The following is a 23,598-nucleotide window of genomic DNA, read 5'->3' as shown; positions in this document are numbered from 1 at the left end:
AATCGTCTCAGCGCTGCTTGTCGACAGGAATCCGGTGCCAGCGCGAAGGAGAGAGGCAGCATCGGCCACCTCTCTCCCTGTTCAAGCGTCGCGATTTCAGTTCACGGGATGCCGCGGCCTGGCCGGTCGTGGCGGCAACACCTTGCCGCTGGCTTGCTTCACTTTCTGCAGGTTGAGCTTCTTCACAGGGTGCTTGGGCACGCAGTGTCCACGCAGCAGTTTTTCGGTTGCCCGGCAGGCGGTGACGATCACCGGCTTCTTGACGCATGCATTGCCGACCAGATGATAGCCGCGCTTGCAATCGACAATGATGGAGGGCTTGTGCACGCATCTCCCATCGATGCGCTGTTCGTCGCGCTTGCACCTGTCGGCGATCACTGCATTGCGCACGCATTTCAGGCCGACCTGATGGTGACCGGGCAGGCAGTGGATGCTGACCCCAACGCATTTGCCGTCGACACGCTTTTCGGTGCTGCGGCAGGCAGCCACGACCGGCCTGTCGACGCATTTGCCACGGATCAGCCTTTGGCTCGGCAGGCATGTGCGGCCGGCATCGATGACGACCGGCGGAACTTGCGGTTTGCCGGGATTGGGTCGCGTATCGACCGCCAGACCATCGGCATTCGGATCAAAATTGCGCTTGATGCAGGTAAAATCCTCCGTGCTGTTGTCGACGGTGGCGATCGAACCGTTTTGCTTGATCTCCTGCAGGGTGCACTGGATCGAGCGGGTTCTGACGATGCTGAGTTCGTGTGCGGCACTCGCCTTGAACACACCGCCATTGTTAAAGGCGGCTGTCGTGCCGGTGAAGAATGCGCCGTTCGAGCAACTGATGCGGTAGTGCAACGCACCCGGCGCATCGCGCTCGACCTCGAACGCCACCTGGCCTTTGCGCGGGCAGAGTTTTTTGAAGCCAGCGCTGTCCGAGACGGTGACCTCGCCTTGCCAGTCCGAATGCGCCGGCGGGTTTTCGGGGTTATCCTGAGGTGCGTCGGTGAAGCCGCCCCCACCCGCGCCGGTGCAATGGACGGTGATGTCCTTCCAGCCGTCGAAAGGTTCGAACGGGCCGTTGCCGATGATCTCGGTCTTGTACTGGAAATAGGCGGTGGCGCCGACGTCCTCCCATTTCTCATAGGTGGCGAAATAGCCATTCTTGGTCGCGTCGTATGACGCCCACGCCTGCTGCACCTCGGAGGTGATCGGCCCGTCGTTCTTCTGGCGCCAGATGCGCATCGACACCGGCCCGGCCTGGTTGGCCTGCGCCCGGCTCGTGACCTTCAACGACGGGCAGACCGTACCGGGCGTCGAGCCGGCCTGGTTCGACTGGTAGGTGGTCAGGAACAGCTTGACGTTTTCGACGTCGAATTCGCCGAAATCATTGGCGACGTCCTGAACCGGCGGCTTGATGACGGGGTCGCAGACGATTTGGACGTCGAACGAGCCATGCTCGGCATAGTGCGAGTCGTACAGCGGATGGGGCCAGCTGCCGCCCTGGGCCTCGCTGACCGCATTGTCCATGTCGAGCGCCGTGTCGGTGAGTGCCGAGAAGCTCGCATGAAAACTGTGCGTGAACGAGTAGGATTTTGTCGGCCCATCGGGCTGGAGGTGCTGGTTGCACCTGGCGATGATCTGGTTGCCGTAAGGCACGACGGCGATACCGCTATCTGAGGACAGCGGCATGATTGAGGGGTCGAAGGAGAAATTTTGTTGGTGATCGTAGTCGCGGCCGACAGGCGAGGCGCTCCAGATCGGAGGAAACGCGCCGCACTGGCCCGGTCCACAAACGCCGAGCGCCACGCCGACGTCCTGCACATAGCCTGGCCACCGTGTGTTGAGCTTCATGTGGCCCCAGAACTGGACGTTGCCGCTTTTCAGCGTGTCCCATTTTTGCTTGTCGCTCGAGCCGACATGGATTGTCGTGTTGGCGCTTTCGGTGTTGAACGACATTGACTTGATGTTCGCCTGCTTGGCGAAGGCCGGCGTGGTGGCGAGCGCAGCTGCGATCAGGGCAGCGGCCGCTGCCGTGTTGCGGAAAGCATGTTTGGCTGAAGACATTTTCTCTCTCCCTGAAATGTTGCTTCGGGGAGTTTGTCGCCGACTGCGGCGATAAGGTTCACGCAGCGGCTGAAACACGTCCGACGGACGAAAAAACCCCGCCGGATTGCTTGGGCGAGGTCTTGGTGCTGGGCTGAGCCCGGGACCCTACTGGAGAGCCCGCGGCCTGCGCCTCGGCTGCTGCAGGATGCTCGGGTTCAGCAGCAGGTTCGGATTAATCTGCAGCGTCGGCGCCCTGCGGATCGGAGTGCAGGCCGGATACTGTCCGACTGTCCCGACCGGGCAGCGCCGCTGGATGATCGGCTGGCACCGGCCGTTGATCAGCCGTGAGCCAGGCGCGCACTCCAGCTGCGCCCGGCGGCATGCGCCTCTGATCACCTCGGTCCCGCGCGGGCAGACACAGGCGCGCCGTTTGTTGTGAACTTGGCCGCGGATGGTGCACTGTTCAACGGTCGGCTTCGTGACGATCGGCATGCAGGCCCTGCCCCTCAGTTCCGTCCGTCTCGGACAGACGCAATCGCCGCTCTTGGTGCGGATCTGGCCAGGCAGCAGCTTGCACAGGCGTGCCGGCGGCTCGTCGGTCGACACGCACCTGCGGTTATCCAGCTCGGTTCCGCGCTGGCAGACACAACGCCCCTCGGAGGTACGGATCTGGCCCTTGAGCAGCACGCAGCGCTCCTTCGGCTTCGGTATGATGACCGTGCCGCCAGCCGACGAGCACTGGCCGTTGCGGAAAGTGGTGCCTTGCGGGCAGACGCAGCGACCGGCGTCGTTCATGACGAGGCCCTGCGAGCACGCCTTCTTCACCTGTTTCTTGATGGTGAAGGGATGGCAGGCATAGGCCTTGCCGCGATCGCCCTGCACATTGGCCGACTCGCGGGAGAGCATTTTGCCGGCACCTCGCACCGGCGTATCGGGCGACAGCACGCCGACACAGTTCTGGCCGCTGACGGTGCCCTGCAGATTGGCCAGGCGGCCGTCGTCGGGAATTATCACAGTCACTTGGTGAACGTGGCTTTCCCCGGCGCCGAGCGTCAGGTTGGCGATGCAGGATGCAGGCAAGGTCGCCGGTTCCGGTGCACAGCCGAAGGGCGGGTCGATCGAGGTGATCGCAACGCCTTCCAGCCGGCCAAGGCCTTCGACACCGATCGCATCACCAATGCGAACCGGACCGGAGAAGGCGTTTTTCCCATCATTCGCGATGGTGATCTCGAACGAGCAGGGCTGGCCGACCCGGCACTCGGCATCGCCGGTTTTCTCGACACGGATGGTCGAGGCGCCGCCACCCTTGGCGCAGGCCCTGCCGATCGGATGGACCACGTCGTCTCCTGGCGCCGGGCCGTAGGAGCCGCGTGCGCAGTTCTCGAATACGCCATTCGCTGCAAGCGCCACGTCGAAGTGACGGCTGGTTCCGGGCGTCATGACGGCGCCGGGAATCTGGCACGACAACGCATTGGCCGGAACCGGTCCGCACGTCCATTCCGCGCCGTCGGGAGTGACGGTCTGGATCTGAACGGGCCTGCCGCCGGGCACCAGCGTCGCGGCATCGTTGACCCGCAGCGGACCGGTGGGGGCACTGGTGCCGGTGCTGATGACGGTGATGCGGCAGGTGACGACCGCAGCACCGGCCAGCGCTCCCCTGCAGATCTTGGTGATGCGCATGGCCGGCTTGCCGCTGTCGGGATGACGGATGCGTTGCCTGGCGCAGGCCCTGTTGTTGGTGAGGTTGTTCTCGCCGGGGATGGCTTTCACCTCGGCGCAGTTCTCGACCGTGTTTGGCCGGTAACCGGCCGGCATCACCGCCTTGACGAAGATCGGCGTCGAGGCGCCCGGCGAGAGCACGATGCCGGCATTGTCGCAACGGAACTGGCCGGGGCCGTTCGGTCCGCATGTCCATGGCGGGATCGGGCCGAAGCTCGACGATGCCGGCATGCCACCCGGATAGGTGTCGGTAACCGTCAGCGGCCCGTCGTAGCGGACGTTGCCGTTGTTGATGATATCGATCACGAAGGTGCAGACACCATCTGCCGTGCAGACCGGGGTGCGGGCACGCTTCTTCAGGATCAAATCGACCTTCTTTTCCACCGGCGGCCGGCAGTCGCGGCCCCGGTCGCCACGCCGGCAGATCGGGATCGAGGCGCAGTCGCGGTCGTTGTCGAGGCAAGGAGGCATGCCGCCGGGCCGCGGAAAATCAGGCGGATAGAAAGGCGGCAGGTAACCGCCGCCCGGTATCTGCTCATTGTAGCCGGCACGGCCTTCGCAGGGATGCCAGACTTCGACGTCGCCGACATGCCCTTCTGCCTCAGGGCCTTCTACGTCGGGGTCTTCGAAATAGCCGTCAAAGTCGACGAACCACGCGCCGAAAGGCGGCACGTTGGCTGGCTTGACCAGCGCCGTCGGCGTGATCTGCACACCGTGCACGGCGAGCGGCCCGCCGCCGGCAAGCCGTTCGGCAAGCGCGGGGTTGTCGCGCAACTTGTCTGCGGTCTTGACCAGCGTCTCGGTGCAGATGCTCGCGTCGAGATTGCCGTCGGCGTCATAGCCATATTGCAGGTCGAGGCCGCCAGCCGACTGCCGGTTGTCTTGCGGGAAGCCGACCGCATAGTCCTGCGGCATTTCCACCCAGATTGATTCCGTCGCCGGATCGTCCGGGTTTTCGCGCCCGTAGCGGAAGACCTCACCCGTGCCGGTATCGGCGAACCGGCTGTAGTCGTAGCGGTTTTCCACCGGGCCGCGCTGGGCCAGGTACATGAAGCCGCTGATGTCGAAGGCGATATCGGTGACCCCTTGGTCCTTGCCGGGCTTGACCGTCAGTTCCCAGCGCGGGTCGCCAGCAAAGCTGCCGTCGCGGGCAACGCCCACCGACCAGAGCTCGGCCTTTTCACCGACGGAATAATAGAGGCGGCCGCCGTGATAGGCGACCGACCAGACGCGACGCTCATCCTGCGTATAACCCCAGCTGTCGGGGTCCTCGCTGTCGAAGGCAGCGCCCTCGATGTCCATCACCAGGCCATCGTCGGCAAGCGGGGCCAGCCCGTGCGCCGGGCGCCCGGCAACGCCGTGGTCGAACCTGTCGAGCAGTACGCCGTTGGCGTCGATGCGGTGGATGAGACCGGTGTCGAGGTCGCTGGCGAAGAACTGGCGGCTGATAGTGTCGAAGGTGACGTCGCCGATGCCAGGGCCGCTGTTGGTGGCGAGGTCGGCGAATTTGCTGACCTGGCCGGTGATGCCGTCGATCTTCCAGATCGTGCCCGGTCCGCCACCGTTCTCGGTGCCGAACTGGCCGTCCATGAAGGTGGCGCCGGCAGCACCACGACGCTGCCGCTCGGGACGACCGTCCGCATCTTCGTCCGATGTGACGATGCGGACGCCATGCAGCGAGGTGGCGCCGGCATAGAGGTTCGCAATGCCCGAGGGTGCACCGTCGTGCACGCCGTCGTCATAGGTGATGCCGAACACCTGGCCGATCTGCCCGGCCGTCACTTCGAAGGGCGGCGGCGTGAAGACGAGTTGGCCGGAGGCCCGCCCGCCCAGCCTTGAAACGTCAAAGACGCGCAAGGTTGCGCGCGTCGTGTCGATAAAGGTTTCGTCGACCGGGTCGACGCTGGGCGGCAGGCCCTCCTCAGGATCACGAATGACGGTACCGGAAAATCCGGTCACCGCCATCGAGCCTGGATAGATGATCTGCGTTTCCTGCGCCTGGACGGCACCGCCAAGCCACAGGATGGTGACGAGCGCCAACGCCGGAAAGCCGCCGGCCGGTTGCATCGCACGGCGCAAACGGCCAGCACGAGAGCGCACGAACGCGCCGTGGTCGCAAGACATGAATTCCCCCCGCGGGCGACGGGAGAAACATCCGACGTTTCCGCGCAAATCAGGGCAAGGCGCGACGTTCCGGCACGTTTTTCCCTGATCGAATTGTCTGCTTTCCTCGTGATCACGATATGCCTGCTCTTACGCATGGTCAACGCAACAAGCGAAACGCCTGGCATAGCGCCCCCATCCCGAAAGCGGTGGTCGCGCCGAGCCTGGATTTCCAGCCATGGCCTTTCCTTTCCAGGGCCGCACCACGCGGCGCATCTGGGTGTCAGTCGCGAACCGACGCGGAAAGGTTCATGGGCCGGAGAACCCTGGCCGGGCCGAGAAAAGGATGTGTTGGATGCCTTGCGCAGAATGCTTGCGCGCCGCGCAGCCTGTTCTTATATACGCGCCAAGCCGTTCGGCGCCGGAATGCCGGTTGCCGAAGCGGAATTTCTTGTGAACAGGGGCTTTCGTCGGAACGCCTGTACGGGTCCTGAGAGCCTGCTTAGCGGAGAGATTAGAAAAATGGCAAAAGTAATCGGTATCGATCTGGGCACCACCAACTCCTGCGTCGCCATCATGGACGGCAAGGAATCGAAGGTCATCGAGAATGCGGAAGGCGCGCGCACGACCCCATCCATCGTCGCCATCAACAGCGACGGCGAGCGCCTCGTCGGCCAGCCGGCCAAGCGCCAGGCGGTCACCAATCCTGAAAACACCATCTTCGCGGTCAAGCGCCTGATCGGCCGCCGCTATGACGATCCGGTTACGGAGAAGGACAAGAAGCTTGTCCCCTACCAGATCGTCAAGGGCGACAATGGCGACGCCTGGGTCGAGGCCGGCGGCAAGAAGCAGTCGCCCAGCCAAATCTCGGCAATGATCCTGCAGAAGATGAAGGAAACGGCGGAAGCCTATCTCGGCGAGAAGGTCGAGAAGGCGGTGATCACCGTTCCGGCCTATTTCAACGACGCCCAGCGCCAGGCCACCAAGGATGCCGGCAAGATCGCCGGCCTGGAAGTGCTGCGCATCATCAACGAGCCGACCGCGGCCGCACTTGCCTACGGCCTCGACAAGAAGGAAGGCAAGACCATTGCTGTCTATGACCTTGGCGGCGGCACGTTCGACATTTCGGTGCTCGAAATCGGCGACGGCGTGTTCGAGGTGAAGTCGACCAATGGCGACACCTTCCTCGGCGGCGAGGATTTCGACATGCGTCTGGTCGAATATCTGGCGGCCGAGTTCAAGAAGGAACAGGGCATCGACCTGCGCAGCGACAAGCTCGCGCTTCAGCGCCTCAAGGAAGCGGCCGAAAAGGCCAAGATCGAGCTGTCGTCGACGACGCAGACCGAGATCAACCTGCCCTTCATCACCGCCGATGCCACCGGCCCCAAGCACCTGACGCTGAAGCTGACGCGGGCGAAGTTCGAGAGCCTGGTCGAGGATCTCGTCCAGCGCACCATCGAACCCTGCAAGGCGGCGCTCAAGGATGCCGGCCTGAAGGCCGGCGAAATCGACGAGGTCGTCCTGGTCGGCGGCATGACCCGCATGCCCAAGATCCAGGAGATCGTGAAGCAGTTCTTCGGCAAGGAGCCGCACAAGGGCGTCAATCCGGATGAGGTCGTCGCATTGGGCGCCGCCATCCAGGCCGGCGTGCTGCAGGGCGACGTCAAGGACGTGCTGTTGCTTGACGTGACGCCGCTGTCGCTCGGCATCGAGACGCTGGGTGGTGTGTTCACGCGGCTGATCGAGCGCAACACGACGATCCCGACCAAGAAGAGCCAGGTGTTCTCGACTGCCGAGGATTCACAATCGGCCGTGACCATCCGCGTCTTCCAGGGCGAGCGTGAAATGGCCGCCGACAACAAGGCGCTCGGCCAGTTCGACCTGGTCGGCATTCCGCCGGCGCCGCGTGGCGTGCCGCAGATCGAGGTCACTTTCGACATCGACGCCAACGGCATCGTCAACGTCTCGGCCAAGGACAAGGGCACCGGCAAGGAGCACCAGATCCGCATCCAGGCGTCTGGCGGCCTTTCGGACGCCGACATCGAGAAGATGGTGAAGGATGCCGAAGCCAACGCCGAGGCCGACAAAAAGCGGCGTGCGTTGGTCGAGGCCCGCAACCAGGCCGAGGCGCTGGTGCATTCCTCGGAGAAGTCGCTGAAGGAATATGGCGAGAAGGTTTCCGAGGCCGACCGCACGGCGATCGCCGATGCGATCGCGGCGCTGAAGACCGCTGCCGAAGGCGACGACGTGGCCGAGATCGAAGCCAAGACGCAGGCGCTCGCCGAAACCTCGATGAAGCTCGGCCAGGCCATGTACGAGGCTTCGCAGAAGGAGGCCGCGGAAGCTGACGCCAAGGCGGACGCCGCTAAGGACAGCGACGTGGTCGATGCCGACTTCGAGGAAATCAACGAGGACGACGATAAGAAGAAGTCGGCCTGAGCGGCCTGCCGGCAGGTTTAGGCGCATGACCCCGAAATCGGAATCGATTTCCGGAAAGGATCATGCGCAAAAATCAAAGTGCTATAGCGTCCTTTGCGTGTCCAACAGGACGCGCGGCGCTGTAGTAAAGCCCGGCGTAAAGCCGGGCTTTTTTGCAACTCTGGCCGAAAAAGTGCGCGCCTGATCGAAAAAACGCGGGCAAGCCCGTGTCAACACTGGCATCCCGGCTCGATCGCACCTAAATCGGAACAGCGTGCCGGCGAACGACGCAAAGTGCTTCAAGACGTTGAATATCCGGACTGCGGGAAAAGATGAAAGCTGATTTCTACGAAACGCTGGGCGTGCAAAAGGGGGCCGACGAGAAGGAGCTCAAGAGCGCTTTTCGCAAGCTGGCCATGCAGTTCCACCCCGATCGCAATCCCGGCGATCATGCCTGCGAGCACAAGTTCAAGGAAATCAACGAAGCCTACGAGACGTTGAAGGATCCGCAGAAGCGGGCGGCCTACGACCGTTTCGGCCACGCCGCCTTCGAACAGGGCGGCATGAACGGCGGCGCACACGGCTTCGGCGCCGGCGGTTTCGCGGACATTTTCGAGGATATTTTCGGCGACATGATGGGCGGGCGCCAGCGCCGTTCGTCAGGCGGACGCGAACGCGGCGCAGACCTGCGCTACAATATGGAAATCACGCTGGAGGAGGCGTTTGCCGGCAAGACGGCGCAGATCCACGTGCCGGCCTCGATCTCCTGCATGGAATGCTCCGGCAGCGGCGCCAAGCCCGGCACCCAGCCCGTCACCTGCTCGATGTGCAACGGCCACGGCAAGGTGCGCGCCACGCAGGGCTTCTTCTCGATCGAGCGCACCTGCCCGCAATGCCAGGGACGTGGCCAGACCATCAAGGAGCCGTGCGCGAAATGCGCCGGCCAGGGCCGCGTCACCGAGGAGCGCTCGCTGTCGGTCAACATCCCGGCCGGCATTGAGGACGGCACCCGCATCCGCCTTGCCAATGAGGGCGAGGCCGGCCTGCGCGGCGGCCCGTCGGGCGATCTTTATATTTTCCTGGCGGTCAAGCCGCACGAATTCTTCCAGCGCGACGGCGCCGATCTCTACTGCAAGGTGCCGATCTCAATGACGACGGCTGCCCTTGGCGGTTCCTTCGAGGTGACGACGCTGGACGGCACCCAGACGAAGGTCAAAGTGCCGGAAGGCACCCAGAACGGCCGCCAGTTCCGCCTCAAGGGCAAGGGCATGCCTGTGCTGCGCCAGCACAATGTCGGCGATCTCTACATCCAGACCGCGGTCGAGACGCCGCAGAACCTGTCCCGCCGCCAGCGCGAGTTGCTGGAGGAGTTCGAGCAGCTTTCCTCGAAGGATAATTCGCCGCAGTCGAGCGGCTTTTTCGCCCGCATGAAGGACTTTTTCGAGACCTTCGGCGAGCGCTGATGGCGCCTCTCGCCGATCGGGTGTAGGATACAGCCGAGCGGAAGCTCCCCTAGCGTCATCAACACCTTATACCGGCGACCGCCTTGCCTTGAAGCCCGTAGCTGCTAAGTAGCCACTCGGGGGACCGTTCAGGAGAACTTGCATGGCACATGGTCCCGGACTGCGAAAGACGCTGGCAGAGAAGTTCGACGACGAGCTGAAGTTCTTCAAGGGCTGGATCGACAAGCCGAAGGCGGTCGGTTCGATCGTGCCGACCAGTTCCATCACGGCCCGCAAGATGGCCTCCGTCGTCAACTCGATGTCGGGCCTGCCGGTGCTCGAAGTCGGGCCCGGCACCGGTGTCATCACCCGAGCCATCCTCGCCCACGGCGTAAAGCCTGAAAATCTCTACGCAGTCGAATACTCCCCCGATTTCGTGCGCCATCTGCGCCAGCTCTATCCCGGCGTCAACGTCATCGAGGGCGATGCCTTCAATCTCGATGCGACGCTCGGCGACAAGAGCGGCCTGACCTTCGATTCGGTCATCTCCGGCGTGCCATTGCTCAATTTCCCGGTCGAACAGCGCGTCGCCTACGTCGAAAGCCTTCTCGACCGCATCCCGACGGGCCGCCCGGTCGTGCAGCTGACCTACGGCCCGCTGTCGCCGATCCCGCCCGGCCGCGGCGACTACACGGTCGAGCATTTCCATTTCGTCATCCGCAACATCCCGCCAACGCAGCTGTGGATCTACCGGCGCGGGGCGCATTAGCTTCTCCGCGCAAAGCCGTTCGGCGATTAGTGGAAACGCGCGTCACTTCGTCATCCACGGGAGCGTAGCGACGCAGCCCAGACCCGAGAATCCATGCCGGGACATCTGAGCACCGCAGCGGTACGGGATTCTGCTCCGCGGCCAAGGTCGCGGAATGGATCCCAGGGTCTCCGCGACGGAGCTTCGCTCCTGCTCCGCCCAGGGATGACGAAGTTGGCGTTGATTTGACAGATCCCTGGCTGTACCTGTCCGGGAACAAGGGGGCCCGATGGCAGTGATCGCGAAAATTCTCGTCTTCGCCGGTTCGATTCGCTCTGGCGCCTACAGCGGCAGGACCGCCGATGTGGCGCAGAAGGAACTCGCCCTGCATGGCGCCGAGGTGACCCGCATCTCGCTTGCCGACTATCCGCTGCCGATCCTCGACGAGGACCTGGAAAAGGAGAAAGGCATTCCCGAGAACGCCATCAAGCTTGCCCGGCAAATCGCGGCCCATGACGGGCTGCTGATCGCGACGCCCGAATATAACGGCTCGATCCCGCCGCTGCTCAAGAATACCATCGATTGGGTGAGCCGGGTGCGCACGGATGACGGGCGGTCGTTCAGGCCGTTCACCGGCAAGCCCGCCGGCCTTTGTTCGTCTTCCAAAGGACATTTCGCCGGGGTACGCTGCATCAACCATCTGCGCGCCGTGCTGGTGCGCTGCCAGATGGAGGTGGTGACGCCGGAGTGCTCTGTCCCGGAGGGCGGCAACGCCTTCGACGAGGACGGGAATTTCAGGGACGAGCGACTGCACGGATCGATGGAGCACCTATGCCGCACGCTGATCGAAACCTCGCGCCTGCTGTCGACGCGGATCGAGGCGTGATCCAGGAGCGCGCCAGCACCATGCAAGACAGGCTGATCGTCGGCCTCGACGTGCCGACGCTGAAGGACGCCGAGACGGTGGTGCGCGAGCTCGACGGAGTCGTCTCCTTCTACAAGATCGGCTATCAGCTCGCCTTCGCCGGCGGCCTCGACTTCGCCCGCGAGCTCGCCAGCGGCGGCACCAGGATCTTCCTCGACATGAAGCTGCTTGACATCGACAACACGGTGGCCAAGGGCGTCGAGGCCATTGCTAGGATGGGCATGACCATGCTGACGCTGCACGCCTATCCGAAGACGATGAAGGCAGCGGTCGCGGCCGCCAGGGGCAGCGATCTCTGCCTGCTTGGCGTCACCGTGCTGACCTCGATGGACGAGCAGGACGTGATCGACGCCGGCTATGAGCATGACCCGCATACGCTGGTGCTGAGGCGCTCCGAGCAGGCGCTGCATGCCGGCATGGGCGGCATCGTCTGCTCGGCCGAGGAAGCGGAAGCGGTGCGCCGGATCGTCGGCCCCAACATGGCCGTCGTCACGCCGGGGATACGGCCCAAGGGCAGCGACCATGGCGACCAGAAACGCGTCGTCACGCCGGCGCAGGCGATCCGCAACGGCTCCAGCCATCTCGTCGTCGGCCGGCCGATCGTCAGCGCCGCCGACAGGCGAGCGGTCGCGGAAGCAATTCTTGACGAAATGCGCTCGGCCTAACAATTCGGAGAACAAGCATGCCGAAGGGATACTGGATCGCCCGCGTCGATGTGCGCGATGCGGAAGGCTACAAGGACTATGTCACTGCCGCCAAACCGGCTTTCGATCGCTTCGGCGCGGTTTTCCTGGCACGAGGCGGTGCGCATGAAAAAGCAGAAGGGCCGGGCCGCGACCGCAACGTGATCATCGAGTTTCCGTCATTGGCTGCGGCGCACGATTGCTATCGCTCGCCCGAATACCAGCGCGCCGTCACGATCCGGCAGAAGGTGGCCGACGGCGAGATCGTGCTGGTCGAAGGGGTCTAGTTTAGTTCAGCGGCCACTGCCGTACCGTCGCGAACGTGCCCGCGGCGTTCAGATCGAATGCAGGATGTAAAGCTTGCGCGTTTTCTCATGGATGGTCCATTCGCCCTCCCAGCCAAGCGGCAGGACGAGCAATTCGCCGGGTCCGACATCTTTGGCTGCGCCACCAGGACCGTGCAGCGTCACGCGGCCGGACACGATGTGGCAAATCTCGGAATTCGTGTCACGGCGCGCGGTGAACTGGCCTTGCGAACATTCCCAGACACCGACTTCGATCTTGCCATCCCCGGAAGTCCAAAGCGTGTTGGCTGCTTCCATCTGATCGCCTTCCAGCGAGGTGGGCTTCGGCTGGGGCTCACCGAGGTCGATATGCGCCAGGTGGGCGAAGGTCTTGAAGTCGATCATTGCTAAATTCCTGAAGTGATGCGGTTCAGTGCCCGGTGATGCGATCGGCCAGGGCGGCCAGCCGCGACGTGCGCGGCAGCCCCTTTGCTTCCCGCTCGTCGGCAATTCGATAGAGCTGATACATCGAATGGACGCCAAGCCAGCGCAGCGGCTCTGGCTCCCACTTGCGCACGGTTCGATTGACCCAGGGAAGCCGCGTCAACTCGGTGTCGTTGCCCAGCAGCAGATCGCGCAGAGTGCGCCCCGAGAGGTTCGAGGTGGAAACGCCGAGGCCGACATAACCGCCGGCCCAGCCTATTCCGGTCTGCCTGTCAAAGCCCACCGTCGTGCACCAGTCGCGCGGCACGCCCAGCGTTCCACACCACGCATGGTCGAGCTTGAGCCCCTTGGTCTGCGGCAGAAGCGTCGTCAGGATTTTATGCAGCTTGTCGATCGTCGCCTGCTGGGTGACGCCTCGAACGTCGGTCTTCGAGCCGAACCGATAGGGCACCCCGCGCCCGCCCATGGCAATGCGTCCTTCCCGGGTGCGCTGGGCGTAGCAGTAAGTGTGCGCGGCGTCGCCGAGCACCTCGTAGCCATCCCAGCCGATTTCGCTCCACAGCTTGTCGGAAAGCGGCTCGGTGACCACGATGGCGCTGTTGAGCGCCAACCACAGTCTTTCGTGGCCGGCGATTCCCGCGGTAAAACCCTCGGTCGCCCGCACGATCTTTTCGGCCCGCACCACGCCCCGGTTGGTTGCGACCTTGCCGCTCTCGATCGACAGCACGGTCGTCTGTTCGTAGATCGGGATGCCGAGCCGCTCCACTGCCCTGGCGAGCCCCTGCACCAGCTTTGCGGGCTGAATCCGCGCAACCTTCTTGATGACGAAGGCGCCGCGGGCGTTGTGTACCGCTATGCGCCGACGCATCTCGGCTGCATCGATATACCCGACGCGCTCGTCGATCAGCGCCCAGGATCTGGCATGGGCATACATCGCCTTGGCGCGCTGCTCCTGCGCCTCGTTGGTTGCGACCAGCAGTTCGTCGGTGCGACGAATGTCGGCGTCGATGCCTTCAGCTTCCGCAACCGATATGACCTCGTTCACTGTGCCCGTCATTGCCGCCTGCATGGCGATGACTCCAGCGCGCGAGGTTGCCTCCTCATATTTTTCGCGCGACCATGAGAAGCCGCCGGACAGCCAGCCGCCATTGCGCCCCGAAGCACCGAAGCCGGCGAACTCCTTCTCGATGACGACAATATTGAGATGCGGGGCTGCCTGCTTCAGATAATAGGCGGTCCAAAGGCCGGTGTAGCCGGCCCCGACGATACAGACGTCGGCCACGATATCGCCCTGCAGCGGCGGCCGATAGCCGGGCACGCCGCCGATGTCGGCATACCAGAATGAAACGTCGCCGTTCTTCTTCACGTCCATTGTCGCGATTTTTCCCAGACAGGATTTTAGGTCAGCGTGAAATCGGCATTCTCGTCGTCGGCCAGCAGCTTCACGTCGTTGCCCGCGAATACGAGGTCGACCTCGTCGCCGATGGCGAAGGTTTCGGCCTCCAGCGTCGAGCGCACGATCGCCTTCGAGGTGTCGGCCAGCACGACCTCGTATTTGGAGCCAGATCCGAGATAGATGGCCTCGCCGATGCGCCCGGGCAGGGTGTTTCGATCTTGTCCGCCCTTTCCCCGCCTGGCGAGGCTCAGCTTCTCCGGCCGCAGCAGCATCACCGGCTTGGCGCCGTCGGCAAGGCGTTTGGCGGCGGCCACTTTCCGTCCGGCTACGTCGATGGCGGTCTCGTTGCCGGAGGTGGAGGCTGCACCACGCAGTATCGTCGAGTCGCCGACGAACTTTCCGACGAACAACGTCTCGGGCTCGTCGTAGAGTTGGCGACCGGTGCCGATCTGCTCGATGCGTCCCTGGTTGAACACGGCGATGCGGTCCGAGAGGACCAGGGCCTCCTCCTGATCGTGCGTGACGTAGACGAAGGTGGTGCCCAATTCCCTGTGGATCCGTTTGATCTCGAGCTGCAGCCATTCACGCAGCTTCTTGTCGAGTGCGCCGAGCGGCTCGTCCATCAAGAGCAGCGGCGGGTCGAATACGATGGCACGTGCCAGCGCGACGCGCTGCTGCTGTCCGCCGGAGAGCTCGCTGGGGAAGCGGTGGCCGAAATCGGCCATCCTCACCATGTCCAGCGCCTTGCGCACCCGGGCCGCGCGATCGGGATTGGCGATGCTGCGCAGGGTCAGCGGATATGCGACGTTCCTGCTCACCGTCATATGCGGGAACAGCGCGTAGTGCTGGAAGACGACGCCGATATTGCGTTTGTGCGCCGGTACGCCGATGACGCTTTTGCCGCCGACATCAAGCGAACCCGAGCTGACTTCGGTGAAGCCGGCGATGACGTTGAGCGTGGTCGTCTTGCCCGAACCGCTGGGTCCGAGCAGCGTCATGAACTCCCCCGGCTCGATGCGCAGCGAGACCTTGTCGAGGGCGATGAAGCTGCCATAGTGCTTGCTGACGGATTTGAGATCTATGGCTGCGCCGCGGGTCGATGGTGAGGCCATGTCAACGTTTTCCCTGTCTCGAACCGATCAGCAGCCCCGCCCCGATCACTAGCGACGTCACGATGAAGAGCAGCGTGCCCACTGCCGCAACGGTGGGGTCGGCGTCCCGGGTAATGCTCGAGAATATCTGGACCGGCAGTGTCTTCAGATACGGGCTGGTGATGAACAGCGCGACGATGATCTCGTCGAATGAGGTCACGAACGCAAACAGCAGCCCCGACAGGATGCCCGGCGCGATCAGCGGCAAGGTCACCGTCCTGAACGCCGTCAGCCGGGTCGCGCCGAGGCTGGCCGCAGCAGTCTCCAGCCGTTTGTCGAAGACTTCCAGGCTGGCGGAGACGGCGATGATGACGAAAGGAACGGCGAGCATCGTGTGGGCCAGCACGAAGCCGGTCATGGTGCCGACCAACCGCGTATCGAGATAGACCGCGTAGATTCCGACGGCGAGCACCACCCCCGGCACGACCATTGGCGTGATCAGCAGCGCGCGCAGCACGCCGCTGACGCGACTTTTCATGCGATCGAGGCCGAATGCCGCCAGCGTGCCGATGACGGTGGCGAACAGCGCCGTGACGACGGCGACCTTGAGCGAGCCGACCAGGCTCGCCGACCATTCGGGGTTGGTGAAAAAGTTCTGGTACCACTGCCAGGAAAAGCCGGATGGCGGAAAGGCCAGCGACTTCTTGTCGTTGAACGACATTGGCACGACGACGATTGTCGGTGCGACCAGCCAGACCGCGACCAGCAGGCAGTACAGACCGAGCAGGATTCGACCGGGCTGTTTCATCAGCGTCTCGAGCCCATCTTGTGCGGTTGACGCGACAGCGGTGCTGCGAGCGCGAGCAGGACGAAGGTGGCGATCAACAGCACCACACCCATCGCACCGCCGCGGCCCCAGTTGAGCAGGCTGAGCACCTGGTTCTGGATCAGGGTCGAGAGCATGGTCGACCGCGGACCACCGAGCAGCGCCGGGGTGATGTAGAACCCGAGTGCAAGAATGAAGACAATGATGGCGCCCGCGTAGACGCCCGGAAGCGAGAGCGGCAGATAGACTTGGGCAAAGGCGCGCGCCGGGCTCGCGCCGAGGCTCCGTGCCGCCTGCATGAGCCGCAGGTCGATCGTCTTCATCACCGAATAGAGCGGCAGGATCATGAACGGCAACAGCACCTGCGCCATGCCGATCACCACGCCTGTCTGCGTGCGGATCAGCTTGACCGGGCTGAGGCCGACTGCCCTGATGACGGAGTTGATCACGCCGGAATCCTGCAGCAGGATGACCCATGCCAGAGTGCGCACGACGCCGCTCACCCAGAACGGCACCAGCACGCACAGGATGAGGATGAGCCGCATCCTGGGTCCGACCGCGGTCATCACATAGGCATAGGGATAGCCGGCAATGAGACATACCAGCGTCACCCAGGCGGAGATCGCGAAGGTCCGCTGAAGCACGGTCAGATTGACCGGTGTGCCGAAGAACCAGGCATAGTTCTGCCATCCCCATTGCGGCTCGGAAAAGCTGCGCAAGGTGACGATGGCGAGCGGCAGGCCCAGGCAGATGACGAGCAGCAGCAGCGCCGGCGCGACGAGCCAGAAAGCCTGTCCACGAAACCAGCGCCGCCGGTCGTCTGCCGCGACAGCCGGAACAGTGTCCCGGCTGTCGATTGCTCTCGTTGCCACGGCGGCGGACCTAATTGCCGGCCATCAACCCATTCCACTTTTCGTTCGCCACCTCGAAGTTCTCCACCCAGAACTTGATGTTCTGCTGATAGCCAAGCTTCAGCTTGTCCGGCGTGTTGGTCATGAACGCCGCGGTGATCTCGTCCACTTCGGGCTTCGCGTCCTTGTGGATCGGGGTATACGAGGTGGTTTTTGCAAGCGTCTCCTGCGCGCTCTTGCCAAGATAGGCGTTGATCAGCGCATGCGCCGCGTCGGGGTCCTTGACGCCCATCGGAATGGTCATCTGATCCATCACCACCAGCCAGTCCTGCCACGCCGGCGTGTACTTCGCGCCGTTCTTCACCGCGGTCATGGCACGTCCGGTCCACATCGCGATCATGTCGGCTTCGCCGGATTCGGCGAGCTGCTGGGAATCGGCGCCGGTCTTCCAGAAGATCGTGTCCGGGCCAAGCGATTTCACCTTCTCGATAGCCTTGTCGATATCGGCCACCGTCATGTTTTCGACCGACCCGCCGGCGGCGAGCAGTGCCTGCTCGATCATGCCGCCGGACAGATCGCCGCTGCCCTCCAGGGCGCGCGAGCCCGGGAATTTCTCGATGTCGAAGAAATCCTTCCAGCTCTTGGGCGGGTTATCCTTGTACTTTTCGGTGTTGTACATCAGCACCACGCCATAGTTCATGGCCGGCACGCTGCATTCGCTGGTCTGGCCCTCCGGAATGTTGGACGTATCGATCTTTGAGAAGTCCAGCTTCTGGAACAGCTTGCCGCAATAGACATAGGGTGGGAAATCGCCGGTATCGACAACGTCCCAGGTGACATTGCCGGACTCGACCTGCGCCTGCAATTTCGAGATCTCGGTTGGCCCGTCGCTGAGCAGCGTCACGCCTGATTTGTCGACGAACTCTTTCAGCGCGGCGATCTGACCATCCTGATAAATGCCTCCATACGAGACGAAGGTAAGCGTCTTGCCCTTCAGCGAGCCCTCTGCCACCTCGCCCGCCACCGGCTTGCTCTGCGCAAGCGCTGCTGTGGTGATCATCAGCAGCCCGAGCGCGGCCACCTGTCCGATCTTGGTCTTCATGTTTTATCTCCCATTTATGTGCACCCGCATTACTTCGGTCCGCCCGGCTGCGAGCCTTGTCCGGGCGTGTATCGATTGAGTTCCGCCGCGCCACTGGTCGGAGGGGCTATGATCCAGAGCACCTGCGCCGGCGTCTTGCCGATATTCTCTGTACGATGCGGCGTCGAGGTGGCGTACTCGATGCTGTCGCCCTCGTTCATGACGAAGCGCTCGTCTGCCAGCGTCAGCTCGACTGTGCCCTTCAGGACGACGAACATCTCGTGCTTGCCGCCATGCGTGTAAGCGTCGTCGCCGGTCGAGCCGCCGACGTCGAACTCCCCCGAATAAACCTCGAATTCATGGATCGGCCGCCGCGACAGCAGCGTCTTTCGGCAACCGTGGCTGATCGGCAGCAGGGGGCGGTCGGCTCTGGTAAGCACCTTGTGGAACCCACCTTCGGTCTGCTCGAACAGCTCGTTGATGCCGAGATCCAACGCTGCCGCGATCCGCATCAGAGTGCTGGCGCTGGCGCCGCTCAGATTGCGCTCGAGCTGGCTGATGAAGCTCGCCGTCGTGCCGACCATGTCGGCCAGCTGGCGAAGCGAAATGCGTCGGGCCATGCGAATGGCCTTGATCCGGCCGCCGACATGCTTGGCCTTGCCGGCTTCCGTCGTCGCCAGCGCGGCTACCTCCGCGGATGTCGCAGGGTCGACTTTCACCGAGCGCCTCCTTCACTTAACACCCTATTAAGTGAAATGTCGGAACGCAAGCCGTTTGTCGAGGCACGGTCCTGGCCCGTCGGCGCGGCTGCGTACGCGGGCCCTGCTCATTTCGTGGGCGAGGCCAAAAAACGGCTCGCGGCGGTCGCGGCCATCGCATCGGCGAGGCCCATCTCCCATTGCGTGCGGCAATAGGCGCGGAAATCGAAGCAAGGCAGGCCCGGGCAGACCTCGAATTCAATGAGATGGATGCTATCGTCGGCTTCGACCCGGAAATCGACGGAAAACACATCCCGCAGGCCAAGCCCGGCGATCAGGCTTTGCGCGATCCCTCGGATCCTTGCATCGGCTCGCGGCTGGCTGGCGGCAACCGGCAGCAGCACCGGCTCGGCATATGTTCCCGCCGCCCTGGCCGCCTCGCCGGTGTCGCCGTAGAGCGCCAGGCTGTCTTCCATTGTCTGGAAATCACTTCCCGACTCGACAAAGACGATGCCGAGCGCTTCGACGCCGGTGTCCGGCTTCAGACCGAGAAAACTGGCGCGCGCATTGCGCCCGGTGACGTAGGGCTGCACGACGACATCGTCGCGATAGGCAGCGAAGACGCGCCGGCTAAGCTCAAGCGCGTGGCCGAGATCTCTGCTGCGCGAATCCGGCCAGATGCCGATCTTGGCGCCGAGCCGGTTCGGCTTGACGAACCAGCCGGCTGGCGAAGCCGGTGGCTCGGCCAGCCAGCGGCCGTCGCGTGCCAAACCGGATTGCGGCACCGGCAGGCCGAGCGCGCCGAGCACGGCGCCGGAGCGGAACTTGTCCTGACAGAGCGCAAACAGCGCATCATCGGCGCCGAGCAGCTTCAGGCCGTTCAGCCTTGCCAGGGCCGGCGCCGCGCCGCCGCGGAAATAGGCGATGCCGTCGGTCAGCGTCCACACCAGCGTCGTCTTCGGATCCTCACCGGCAAGCAGATTTGCGGCATCGTCGAGCGCCACCGGTGCGAAGGACAGGCCGCGCGTCTGGCAGGCTGCGGCCAGCGCGTCGAACTCAGGGGCGATGTCGGTCGATTGCGCCAGATAGGAGGCGATTTCGGCGGCGCGCCCCGGCACGTGGCCATCGGCAACCAGCCGCTCGAAGCAGGCGTTTTCCGGCTCGTAGACTAGGATCAGCTTCGGCCTGCGGCTTGACATGGCATCAACGATTCCTGGCGATGAACGGGCCTGGCAGCGCGACTGCCTACCATCGCATGGCCGCGAAATCGACGTCAGCCTAGGCAATCAGCACGCGCGGCTCGAAGCGGCCGTTGACCGGAATGTCGAGCAGAAACGTCATGCCGGCTTGCGGATCCAGCAGGCGCTGTTTCTCATCCTTGCCCGACCAGGCGGAGGTGACCGCCAGCCGGTCGGCATTCCTGCCGACAAAGGCCGGGCAGGACGGCTGCGTCACCGGCATCGCGACCGAACGGATGAGCTTGCCGTCAGGCCCGTAGGCTTCAACGACGCTGCCGCCCCAGCAGGCGTTCCACAGGACACCGTCGCGATCGAGCACCGAACCGTCGATATAGCCCTTGGCCTTGCGGTGATCGACGAAGATTTTTGGCTCGCCAGCCGGCAGGCCGGTCGCCGGATCGCAGCCGACGCGCATCAACAGGCCGGTGCTGGTATCGGTGTAATGGGCAACGGTTCCATCTTCGGAAAAACAGATCGAGTTCGACACCGTGATGTCTGAATAGAGCCGGCGCAATTCACCCCTGAAGAACCAGTAGATCGAGCCAGCGGCCTTTGCCTCGCCCTTGCCCATCGTGCCGACCCAAAAGGCGCCGCAGGGATGGACGCGCGAATCGTTCGAGCGCGTCGCCGGATTGTTGGCCTCGATGGCCGTATGCAGCGTCATTTTGCCGGTCGCCACGTCGCGGACATGCAGGCCGGTTTCGGTGGCGATCAACTGTCTTTTGTCGTCGACGACGGCGCTCGCGCTGGCCATTTGGCCAAGCTCGTGGATTTTGACGGCACCGCCGAACAGGGGCTTTTCCAGAAGCTGGCCGTTGACGATGTCGAACCAGTAGAGCGTTTCGGTGGCGGGGTCATAGCTCGGGCCTTCGCCGAGTTGACAGACATGGTCGGAAAAAACCGAAACGATGGCTTCGCTCATGGCGCTGCTCCAAACGCTGCGTCCCAGGCCGCGACTGCGGCCTGCGCCCGCGTTGCCACCTCGTCGACGCTCATACCAGGCTTGAACAGGCTGGAGCCGAGGCCGAAGACGCTGACACCGGCCGCCTTGTAGCCGGCAAAGTCCTTCTCCGACACGCCGCCGACCGCGCCGACCAGCGTCTCAGCCGGCAAAACGGCGCGCATCGCCGCAATCCCGGCCGCGCCGAGCACGCTGGCCGGGAAGAATTTCAGCGCCGAGGCGCCGAGCCGGATGGCCTGGAAGGCTTCGGTCGGCGTGAATACGCCCGGCATCGTCACCATGCCGTAATTCATGGCGCGACCCATGACCTCCGCATCGATGTTGGGGCTGACCAGCAGCCGCCCGCCGGCCTTGTTCAGTCCGTCGACATCGGCTGCGGTCAACACGGTCCCGGCACCGACCAATGCCGTCGCCGGCAGCGCCTCAACAATTCTCGCGATGGAGACAAACGGGTCCGGCGAATTGAGCGGCACTTCGATCGCTTCGATGCCGGCCTCGAAGATCGCCCGGCCGACGGCCACCGCCTTGTCCGGCTTGAGGCCGCGCAGGATGGCGACAAGCCCGCGCTCGAGCTTCGGAAACGATGCGGTCTCGGTCATGCGGCAACTCCGCTGTTGTCGATCATGTCTGGGCAATCATGCCATTTTCGCGCGCCGCCTCGATCAGGCCGGCACGCACCGCCTCGTCGGCATCGACGGCTCTCACCGCAAGCCCGGCAAGACCGAGCGCCTCAGTGTAGAGGGTGCCGAGCGCGCCGGATGCGACCAGCACGATCGACGCCGCGCCTTTTCGATTGCGGCGGCTGGCCGAGGCGATCTCGCCGCCGATCAGCAGGCCGGACAGGCAAGCAGCGGCATCGTCGGCCTTCAGGTCCTGCAAAAGGCCCGCAGCGCGGATCGAGAACAGCCTCGATGTGACATCGCCGCCCTCGGAAAGCGCGATCTCGCACCAGCGCTGGAAAAACGGATTGCCTGGTGCAACCGGCTTGGGCTGCTCGCCCAGCGAATGGCGCAGGATCGAGTGCGCCGCCAGCACCGAAAACAGCTCGCCGGTCGGCCAGGTGCCAAAACCGGCAACGGCGCCGTCCTCGACCAGCACCCATTTGGAGTGGGTGCCGGGCATGCAGACGAGATGGCGGCCTTTTGCCGGCAAACCGGCGCCGGCAAGCTGCGTTTCCTCGCCGCGCATGACGTCAGGCGCGTCGGCCTGGCGCTGGGCAAGGCCCGGCACGATGCGGATGTCGCGGCGCTGGCCGGGGACGCGCGCAGCGCCGGCAAGGATGGCGCCGATCGGCGCCGGCACGCTGACATAGGGCGCCTCCAGCCAGCCCTGGCGCGAGCCGGCCATGCCGCAGATGATCACGGGCATCGCTTCCGGCGCGCCCATCGCCGCCAGATGTCCTTCGAGGATGGTCGAAAACCCGGCCGCCTGCGCGGTGATCAGCCCGTCGTCGCCGCGACGCTCGGCGAGGACATTTCCGGCCTCATCGACCAGCCAGACCCTGAGACGGGTGGTGCCCCAATCGACGGCGGCCACAGAAGGCACGTTGCTCGCTGAGTTCACAGGAAGCCCCCGTCGACGATCAGCATCTGCGCGGTCAGCATGCGCGAAGCGTCCGACGCCAGGAACAGCACCGTGCCGACGACGTCTTCCGGCTGCATCACCTGCTTGATGCATTGCTTGGCCACGTGGGCGGCGAGCGCCTGTTCGGTGACCCAGAGCTGCTTCTGCCGCTCGGTGATCACCCAGCCGGGTGCGATCGCATTGACGCGAATGCCGTCGGCGCCGAGCTTGCCGGCAAGCCCCTTGGTCAGGCCGACGATCCCGGCCTTGGCAGCGGTATAGGCCGGCATGTCGGGGTGATTGATCAGGAACGACGTCGACGTGAAGTTGATGATCGAGCCGCCGCCGGCGCGCTTCATGCCCGGCGCCACCGCCTGTGCGGAGAAGAAATGCGGGCGCAGGTTGACCGCCTGGTTGTTGTCCCAGAACTCCACGGTGACGTCTTCCACCGCGTGGCGATCGTCAAGTGCCGCATTGTTGACCAGCACGGTGACGTCGCCATGCGCCTCTGCCGCCCTGGCGGCCGAAGCCCGCATCGCCTCGACGTCGCGTATGTCGGTCTTGAGATAGAGGGGGCGGCGGCCGAGATCCTTTTCGATGCGGTCGGCCAGCGCCAGGCTCGGGCCGTCGGCGATGTCGATGAAGGCGACCTTTGCCCCCTGGCGGGCAAAACCCTCGGTCAGCGCCGCGCCGATGCCGGAGCCGCCGCCGGTAATCAGCACCGAAGCGCCCTCAAGGTCGGCAAAGCGCGCCGATGGCATCATTTTTTTCTCCCTGCGCATGACCCCGAAAATCGGTTGCGATTTACGGAAAGGATCATGCGCAAAATCAAAGTGCTACAGCGTCGTTTGCGCGTCCAAAAGGACGCGCGGCGCTGTAGGTTCGGTCGGCGCGCATCCTAGCCAGCCCGGTCGGGGGAGCAAGGGAGAAAAACAAATTCGCGGGCTTATGTCTGACAAGTCGCTCGTCAGATCGCCTTGAGCGCAACGTGCCACGGAGCGAATTTCTGGGATAGCCGAGCGTGGCATTGAAACCAACCGGCCCGCCGAACAGGAATCGTTGCTGCCGGCGCAGCCGAACTGGGCAAGGC

At 64.0% G+C, this 23,598-nt stretch carries 20 protein-coding genes; 6 read left to right on the top strand and 14 right to left on the bottom strand.

All coding sequences use genetic code 11. The annotated features are described in order from the left end of the window. Window positions 1–96 precede the first annotated feature (96 nt). Together AC0L2K_RS02155 and AC0L2K_RS02150 are read right to left on the bottom strand one after the other, a co-directional pair. The gene (locus AC0L2K_RS02155; RefSeq protein ID WP_473530465.1) at window positions 97–2,055 is read right to left on the bottom strand and encodes an EB domain-containing protein; all 1,959 of its coding nucleotides are present in this window, start codon (window positions 2,053–2,055) and stop codon (window positions 97–99) included. Window positions 2,056–2,202: 147 nt separating this feature from the next. Then, complete coding sequence (locus AC0L2K_RS02150) at window positions 2,203–5,823, bottom strand: hypothetical protein (protein WP_473530464.1); 3,621 nt, start codon at window positions 5,821–5,823, stop codon at window positions 2,203–2,205. Window positions 5,824–6,381: 558 nt separating this feature from the next. Between AC0L2K_RS02150 and dnaK the strand changes: the two genes are divergently transcribed. From dnaK to AC0L2K_RS02120, 6 genes are all read left to right on the top strand, one after another. Next, window positions 6,382–8,298, top strand: coding sequence for a molecular chaperone DnaK (dnaK, locus tag AC0L2K_RS02145; RefSeq protein ID WP_128174782.1), 1,917 nt, complete (start codon window positions 6,382–6,384; stop codon window positions 8,296–8,298). 311 nt (window positions 8,299–8,609) lie between these two features. Then, entirely contained in the window at window positions 8,610–9,740 is a 1,131-nt protein-coding gene (gene dnaJ / locus AC0L2K_RS02140; RefSeq protein WP_128174784.1) for a molecular chaperone DnaJ, read from the top strand. Window positions 9,741–9,882: 142 nt separating this feature from the next. Further along, entirely contained in the window at window positions 9,883–10,488 is a 606-nt protein-coding gene (gene pmtA / locus AC0L2K_RS02135) for a phospholipid N-methyltransferase PmtA (RefSeq protein ID WP_128174786.1), read from the top strand. A 268-nt stretch (window positions 10,489–10,756) separates the two neighbouring features. Then, complete coding sequence (locus AC0L2K_RS02130; protein WP_128245677.1) at window positions 10,757–11,353, top strand: NADPH-dependent FMN reductase; 597 nt, start codon at window positions 10,757–10,759, stop codon at window positions 11,351–11,353. Window positions 11,354–11,373: 20 nt separating this feature from the next. Then, window positions 11,374–12,057 (top strand): orotidine-5'-phosphate decarboxylase, encoded by a 684-nt coding sequence (gene pyrF / locus AC0L2K_RS02125; RefSeq protein ID WP_091592414.1) that lies wholly within the window; start codon window positions 11,374–11,376, stop codon window positions 12,055–12,057. Window positions 12,058–12,074: 17 nt separating this feature from the next. Continuing rightward, window positions 12,075–12,362 (top strand): DUF1330 domain-containing protein, encoded by a 288-nt coding sequence (locus AC0L2K_RS02120; protein ID WP_128169334.1) that lies wholly within the window; start codon window positions 12,075–12,077, stop codon window positions 12,360–12,362. Window positions 12,363–12,410: 48 nt separating this feature from the next. On the opposite strand, the gene AC0L2K_RS02115 is transcribed toward AC0L2K_RS02120, so the two are convergent. From AC0L2K_RS02115 to AC0L2K_RS02060, 12 genes are all read right to left on the bottom strand, one after another. After that, a complete protein-coding gene (locus tag AC0L2K_RS02115; RefSeq protein ID WP_473530463.1) occupies window positions 12,411–12,764 on the bottom strand; it encodes a cupin domain-containing protein in 354 nt (117 codons plus the stop codon). 25 nt (window positions 12,765–12,789) lie between these two features. Then, on the bottom strand, window positions 12,790–14,175 hold the full coding sequence (locus AC0L2K_RS02110) for an NAD(P)/FAD-dependent oxidoreductase (RefSeq protein ID WP_473530462.1): 1,386 nt from the start codon (window positions 14,173–14,175) through the stop codon (window positions 12,790–12,792). A gap of 26 nt (window positions 14,176–14,201) precedes the next feature. After that, window positions 14,202–15,311: an ABC transporter ATP-binding protein gene (locus tag AC0L2K_RS02105; RefSeq protein ID WP_128169331.1), complete on the bottom strand. Its 1,110-nt coding sequence runs from the start codon at window positions 15,309–15,311 to the stop codon at window positions 14,202–14,204. A gap of 1 nt (window position 15,312) precedes the next feature. After that, on the bottom strand, window positions 15,313–16,098 hold the full coding sequence (locus tag AC0L2K_RS02100; RefSeq protein ID WP_027154694.1) for an ABC transporter permease: 786 nt from the start codon (window positions 16,096–16,098) through the stop codon (window positions 15,313–15,315). Continuing rightward, a complete protein-coding gene (locus AC0L2K_RS02095; protein ID WP_128169330.1) occupies window positions 16,098–16,988 on the bottom strand; it encodes an ABC transporter permease in 891 nt (296 codons plus the stop codon). Before AC0L2K_RS02095 ends, AC0L2K_RS02100 begins: the two co-directional genes overlap by 1 nt. Window positions 16,989–16,998: 10 nt before the next feature. After that, the gene (locus AC0L2K_RS02090) at window positions 16,999–18,069 is read right to left on the bottom strand and encodes an extracellular solute-binding protein (RefSeq protein ID WP_287176117.1); all 1,071 of its coding nucleotides are present in this window, start codon (window positions 18,067–18,069) and stop codon (window positions 16,999–17,001) included. Window positions 18,070–18,098: 29 nt separating this feature from the next. Then, entirely contained in the window at window positions 18,099–18,767 is a 669-nt protein-coding gene (locus AC0L2K_RS02085; RefSeq protein WP_473530461.1) for a helix-turn-helix domain-containing protein, read from the bottom strand. A 107-nt stretch (window positions 18,768–18,874) separates the two neighbouring features. Beyond that, entirely contained in the window at window positions 18,875–19,945 is a 1,071-nt protein-coding gene (locus AC0L2K_RS02080; protein ID WP_128169327.1) for a D-alanine--D-alanine ligase family protein, read from the bottom strand. A gap of 79 nt (window positions 19,946–20,024) precedes the next feature. After that, a complete protein-coding gene (locus AC0L2K_RS02075) occupies window positions 20,025–20,906 on the bottom strand; it encodes an SMP-30/gluconolactonase/LRE family protein (RefSeq protein WP_473530460.1) in 882 nt (293 codons plus the stop codon). Beyond that, the gene (locus tag AC0L2K_RS02070) at window positions 20,903–21,544 is read right to left on the bottom strand and encodes a 2-dehydro-3-deoxy-6-phosphogalactonate aldolase (protein ID WP_128169325.1); all 642 of its coding nucleotides are present in this window, start codon (window positions 21,542–21,544) and stop codon (window positions 20,903–20,905) included. Before AC0L2K_RS02070 ends, AC0L2K_RS02075 begins: the two co-directional genes overlap by 4 nt. A 22-nt stretch (window positions 21,545–21,566) precedes the next feature. After that, complete coding sequence (locus AC0L2K_RS02065; RefSeq protein ID WP_473530459.1) at window positions 21,567–22,508, bottom strand: 2-dehydro-3-deoxygalactonokinase; 942 nt, start codon at window positions 22,506–22,508, stop codon at window positions 21,567–21,569. Continuing rightward, on the bottom strand, window positions 22,505–23,272 hold the full coding sequence (locus tag AC0L2K_RS02060) for an SDR family NAD(P)-dependent oxidoreductase (RefSeq protein WP_128169323.1): 768 nt from the start codon (window positions 23,270–23,272) through the stop codon (window positions 22,505–22,507). The genes AC0L2K_RS02065 and AC0L2K_RS02060 overlap by 4 nt, the downstream gene beginning before the upstream one ends. Window positions 23,273–23,598: the final 326 nt, after the last annotated feature.

The sequence above is a fragment of the Mesorhizobium sp. WSM4817 genome (assembly GCF_055811135.1).
Note: the sequence above shows the minus strand (reverse complement) of the source record. Positions and strands in the feature narration are given on the sequence as shown.

Excerpts from the sequence above, each read along its gene's own strand:
- AC0L2K_RS02155 (WP_473530465.1), bottom strand. The coding sequence starts at position 2,055 with ATGTCTTCAGCCAAACATGCTTTCCGCAACACGGCAGCGGCCGCTGCC.
- AC0L2K_RS02150 (WP_473530464.1), bottom strand. The coding sequence starts at position 5,823 with ATGCAACCGGCCGGCGGCTTTCCGGCGTTGGCGCTCGTCACCATCCTG.
- dnaK (WP_128174782.1), top strand. The coding sequence starts at position 6,382 with ATGGCAAAAGTAATCGGTATCGATCTGGGCACCACCAACTCCTGCGTC.
- dnaJ (WP_128174784.1), top strand. The coding sequence starts at position 8,610 with ATGAAAGCTGATTTCTACGAAACGCTGGGCGTGCAAAAGGGGGCCGAC.
- pmtA (WP_128174786.1), top strand. The coding sequence starts at position 9,883 with ATGGCACATGGTCCCGGACTGCGAAAGACGCTGGCAGAGAAGTTCGAC.
- AC0L2K_RS02130 (WP_128245677.1), top strand. The coding sequence starts at position 10,757 with ATGGCAGTGATCGCGAAAATTCTCGTCTTCGCCGGTTCGATTCGCTCT.
- pyrF (WP_091592414.1), top strand. The coding sequence starts at position 11,374 with ATGCAAGACAGGCTGATCGTCGGCCTCGACGTGCCGACGCTGAAGGAC.
- AC0L2K_RS02120 (WP_128169334.1), top strand. The coding sequence starts at position 12,075 with ATGCCGAAGGGATACTGGATCGCCCGCGTCGATGTGCGCGATGCGGAA.
- AC0L2K_RS02115 (WP_473530463.1), bottom strand. The coding sequence starts at position 12,764 with ATGATCGACTTCAAGACCTTCGCCCACCTGGCGCATATCGACCTCGGT.
- AC0L2K_RS02110 (WP_473530462.1), bottom strand. The coding sequence starts at position 14,175 with ATGGACGTGAAGAAGAACGGCGACGTTTCATTCTGGTATGCCGACATC.
- AC0L2K_RS02105 (WP_128169331.1), bottom strand. The coding sequence starts at position 15,311 with ATGGCCTCACCATCGACCCGCGGCGCAGCCATAGATCTCAAATCCGTC.
- AC0L2K_RS02100 (WP_027154694.1), bottom strand. The coding sequence starts at position 16,098 with ATGAAACAGCCCGGTCGAATCCTGCTCGGTCTGTACTGCCTGCTGGTC.
- AC0L2K_RS02090 (WP_287176117.1), bottom strand. The coding sequence starts at position 18,069 with ATGAAGACCAAGATCGGACAGGTGGCCGCGCTCGGGCTGCTGATGATC.
- AC0L2K_RS02080 (WP_128169327.1), bottom strand. The coding sequence starts at position 19,945 with ATGTCAAGCCGCAGGCCGAAGCTGATCCTAGTCTACGAGCCGGAAAAC.
- AC0L2K_RS02075 (WP_473530460.1), bottom strand. The coding sequence starts at position 20,906 with ATGAGCGAAGCCATCGTTTCGGTTTTTTCCGACCATGTCTGTCAACTC.
- AC0L2K_RS02070 (WP_128169325.1), bottom strand. The coding sequence starts at position 21,544 with ATGACCGAGACCGCATCGTTTCCGAAGCTCGAGCGCGGGCTTGTCGCC.
- AC0L2K_RS02060 (WP_128169323.1), bottom strand. The coding sequence starts at position 23,272 with ATGATGCCATCGGCGCGCTTTGCCGACCTTGAGGGCGCTTCGGTGCTG.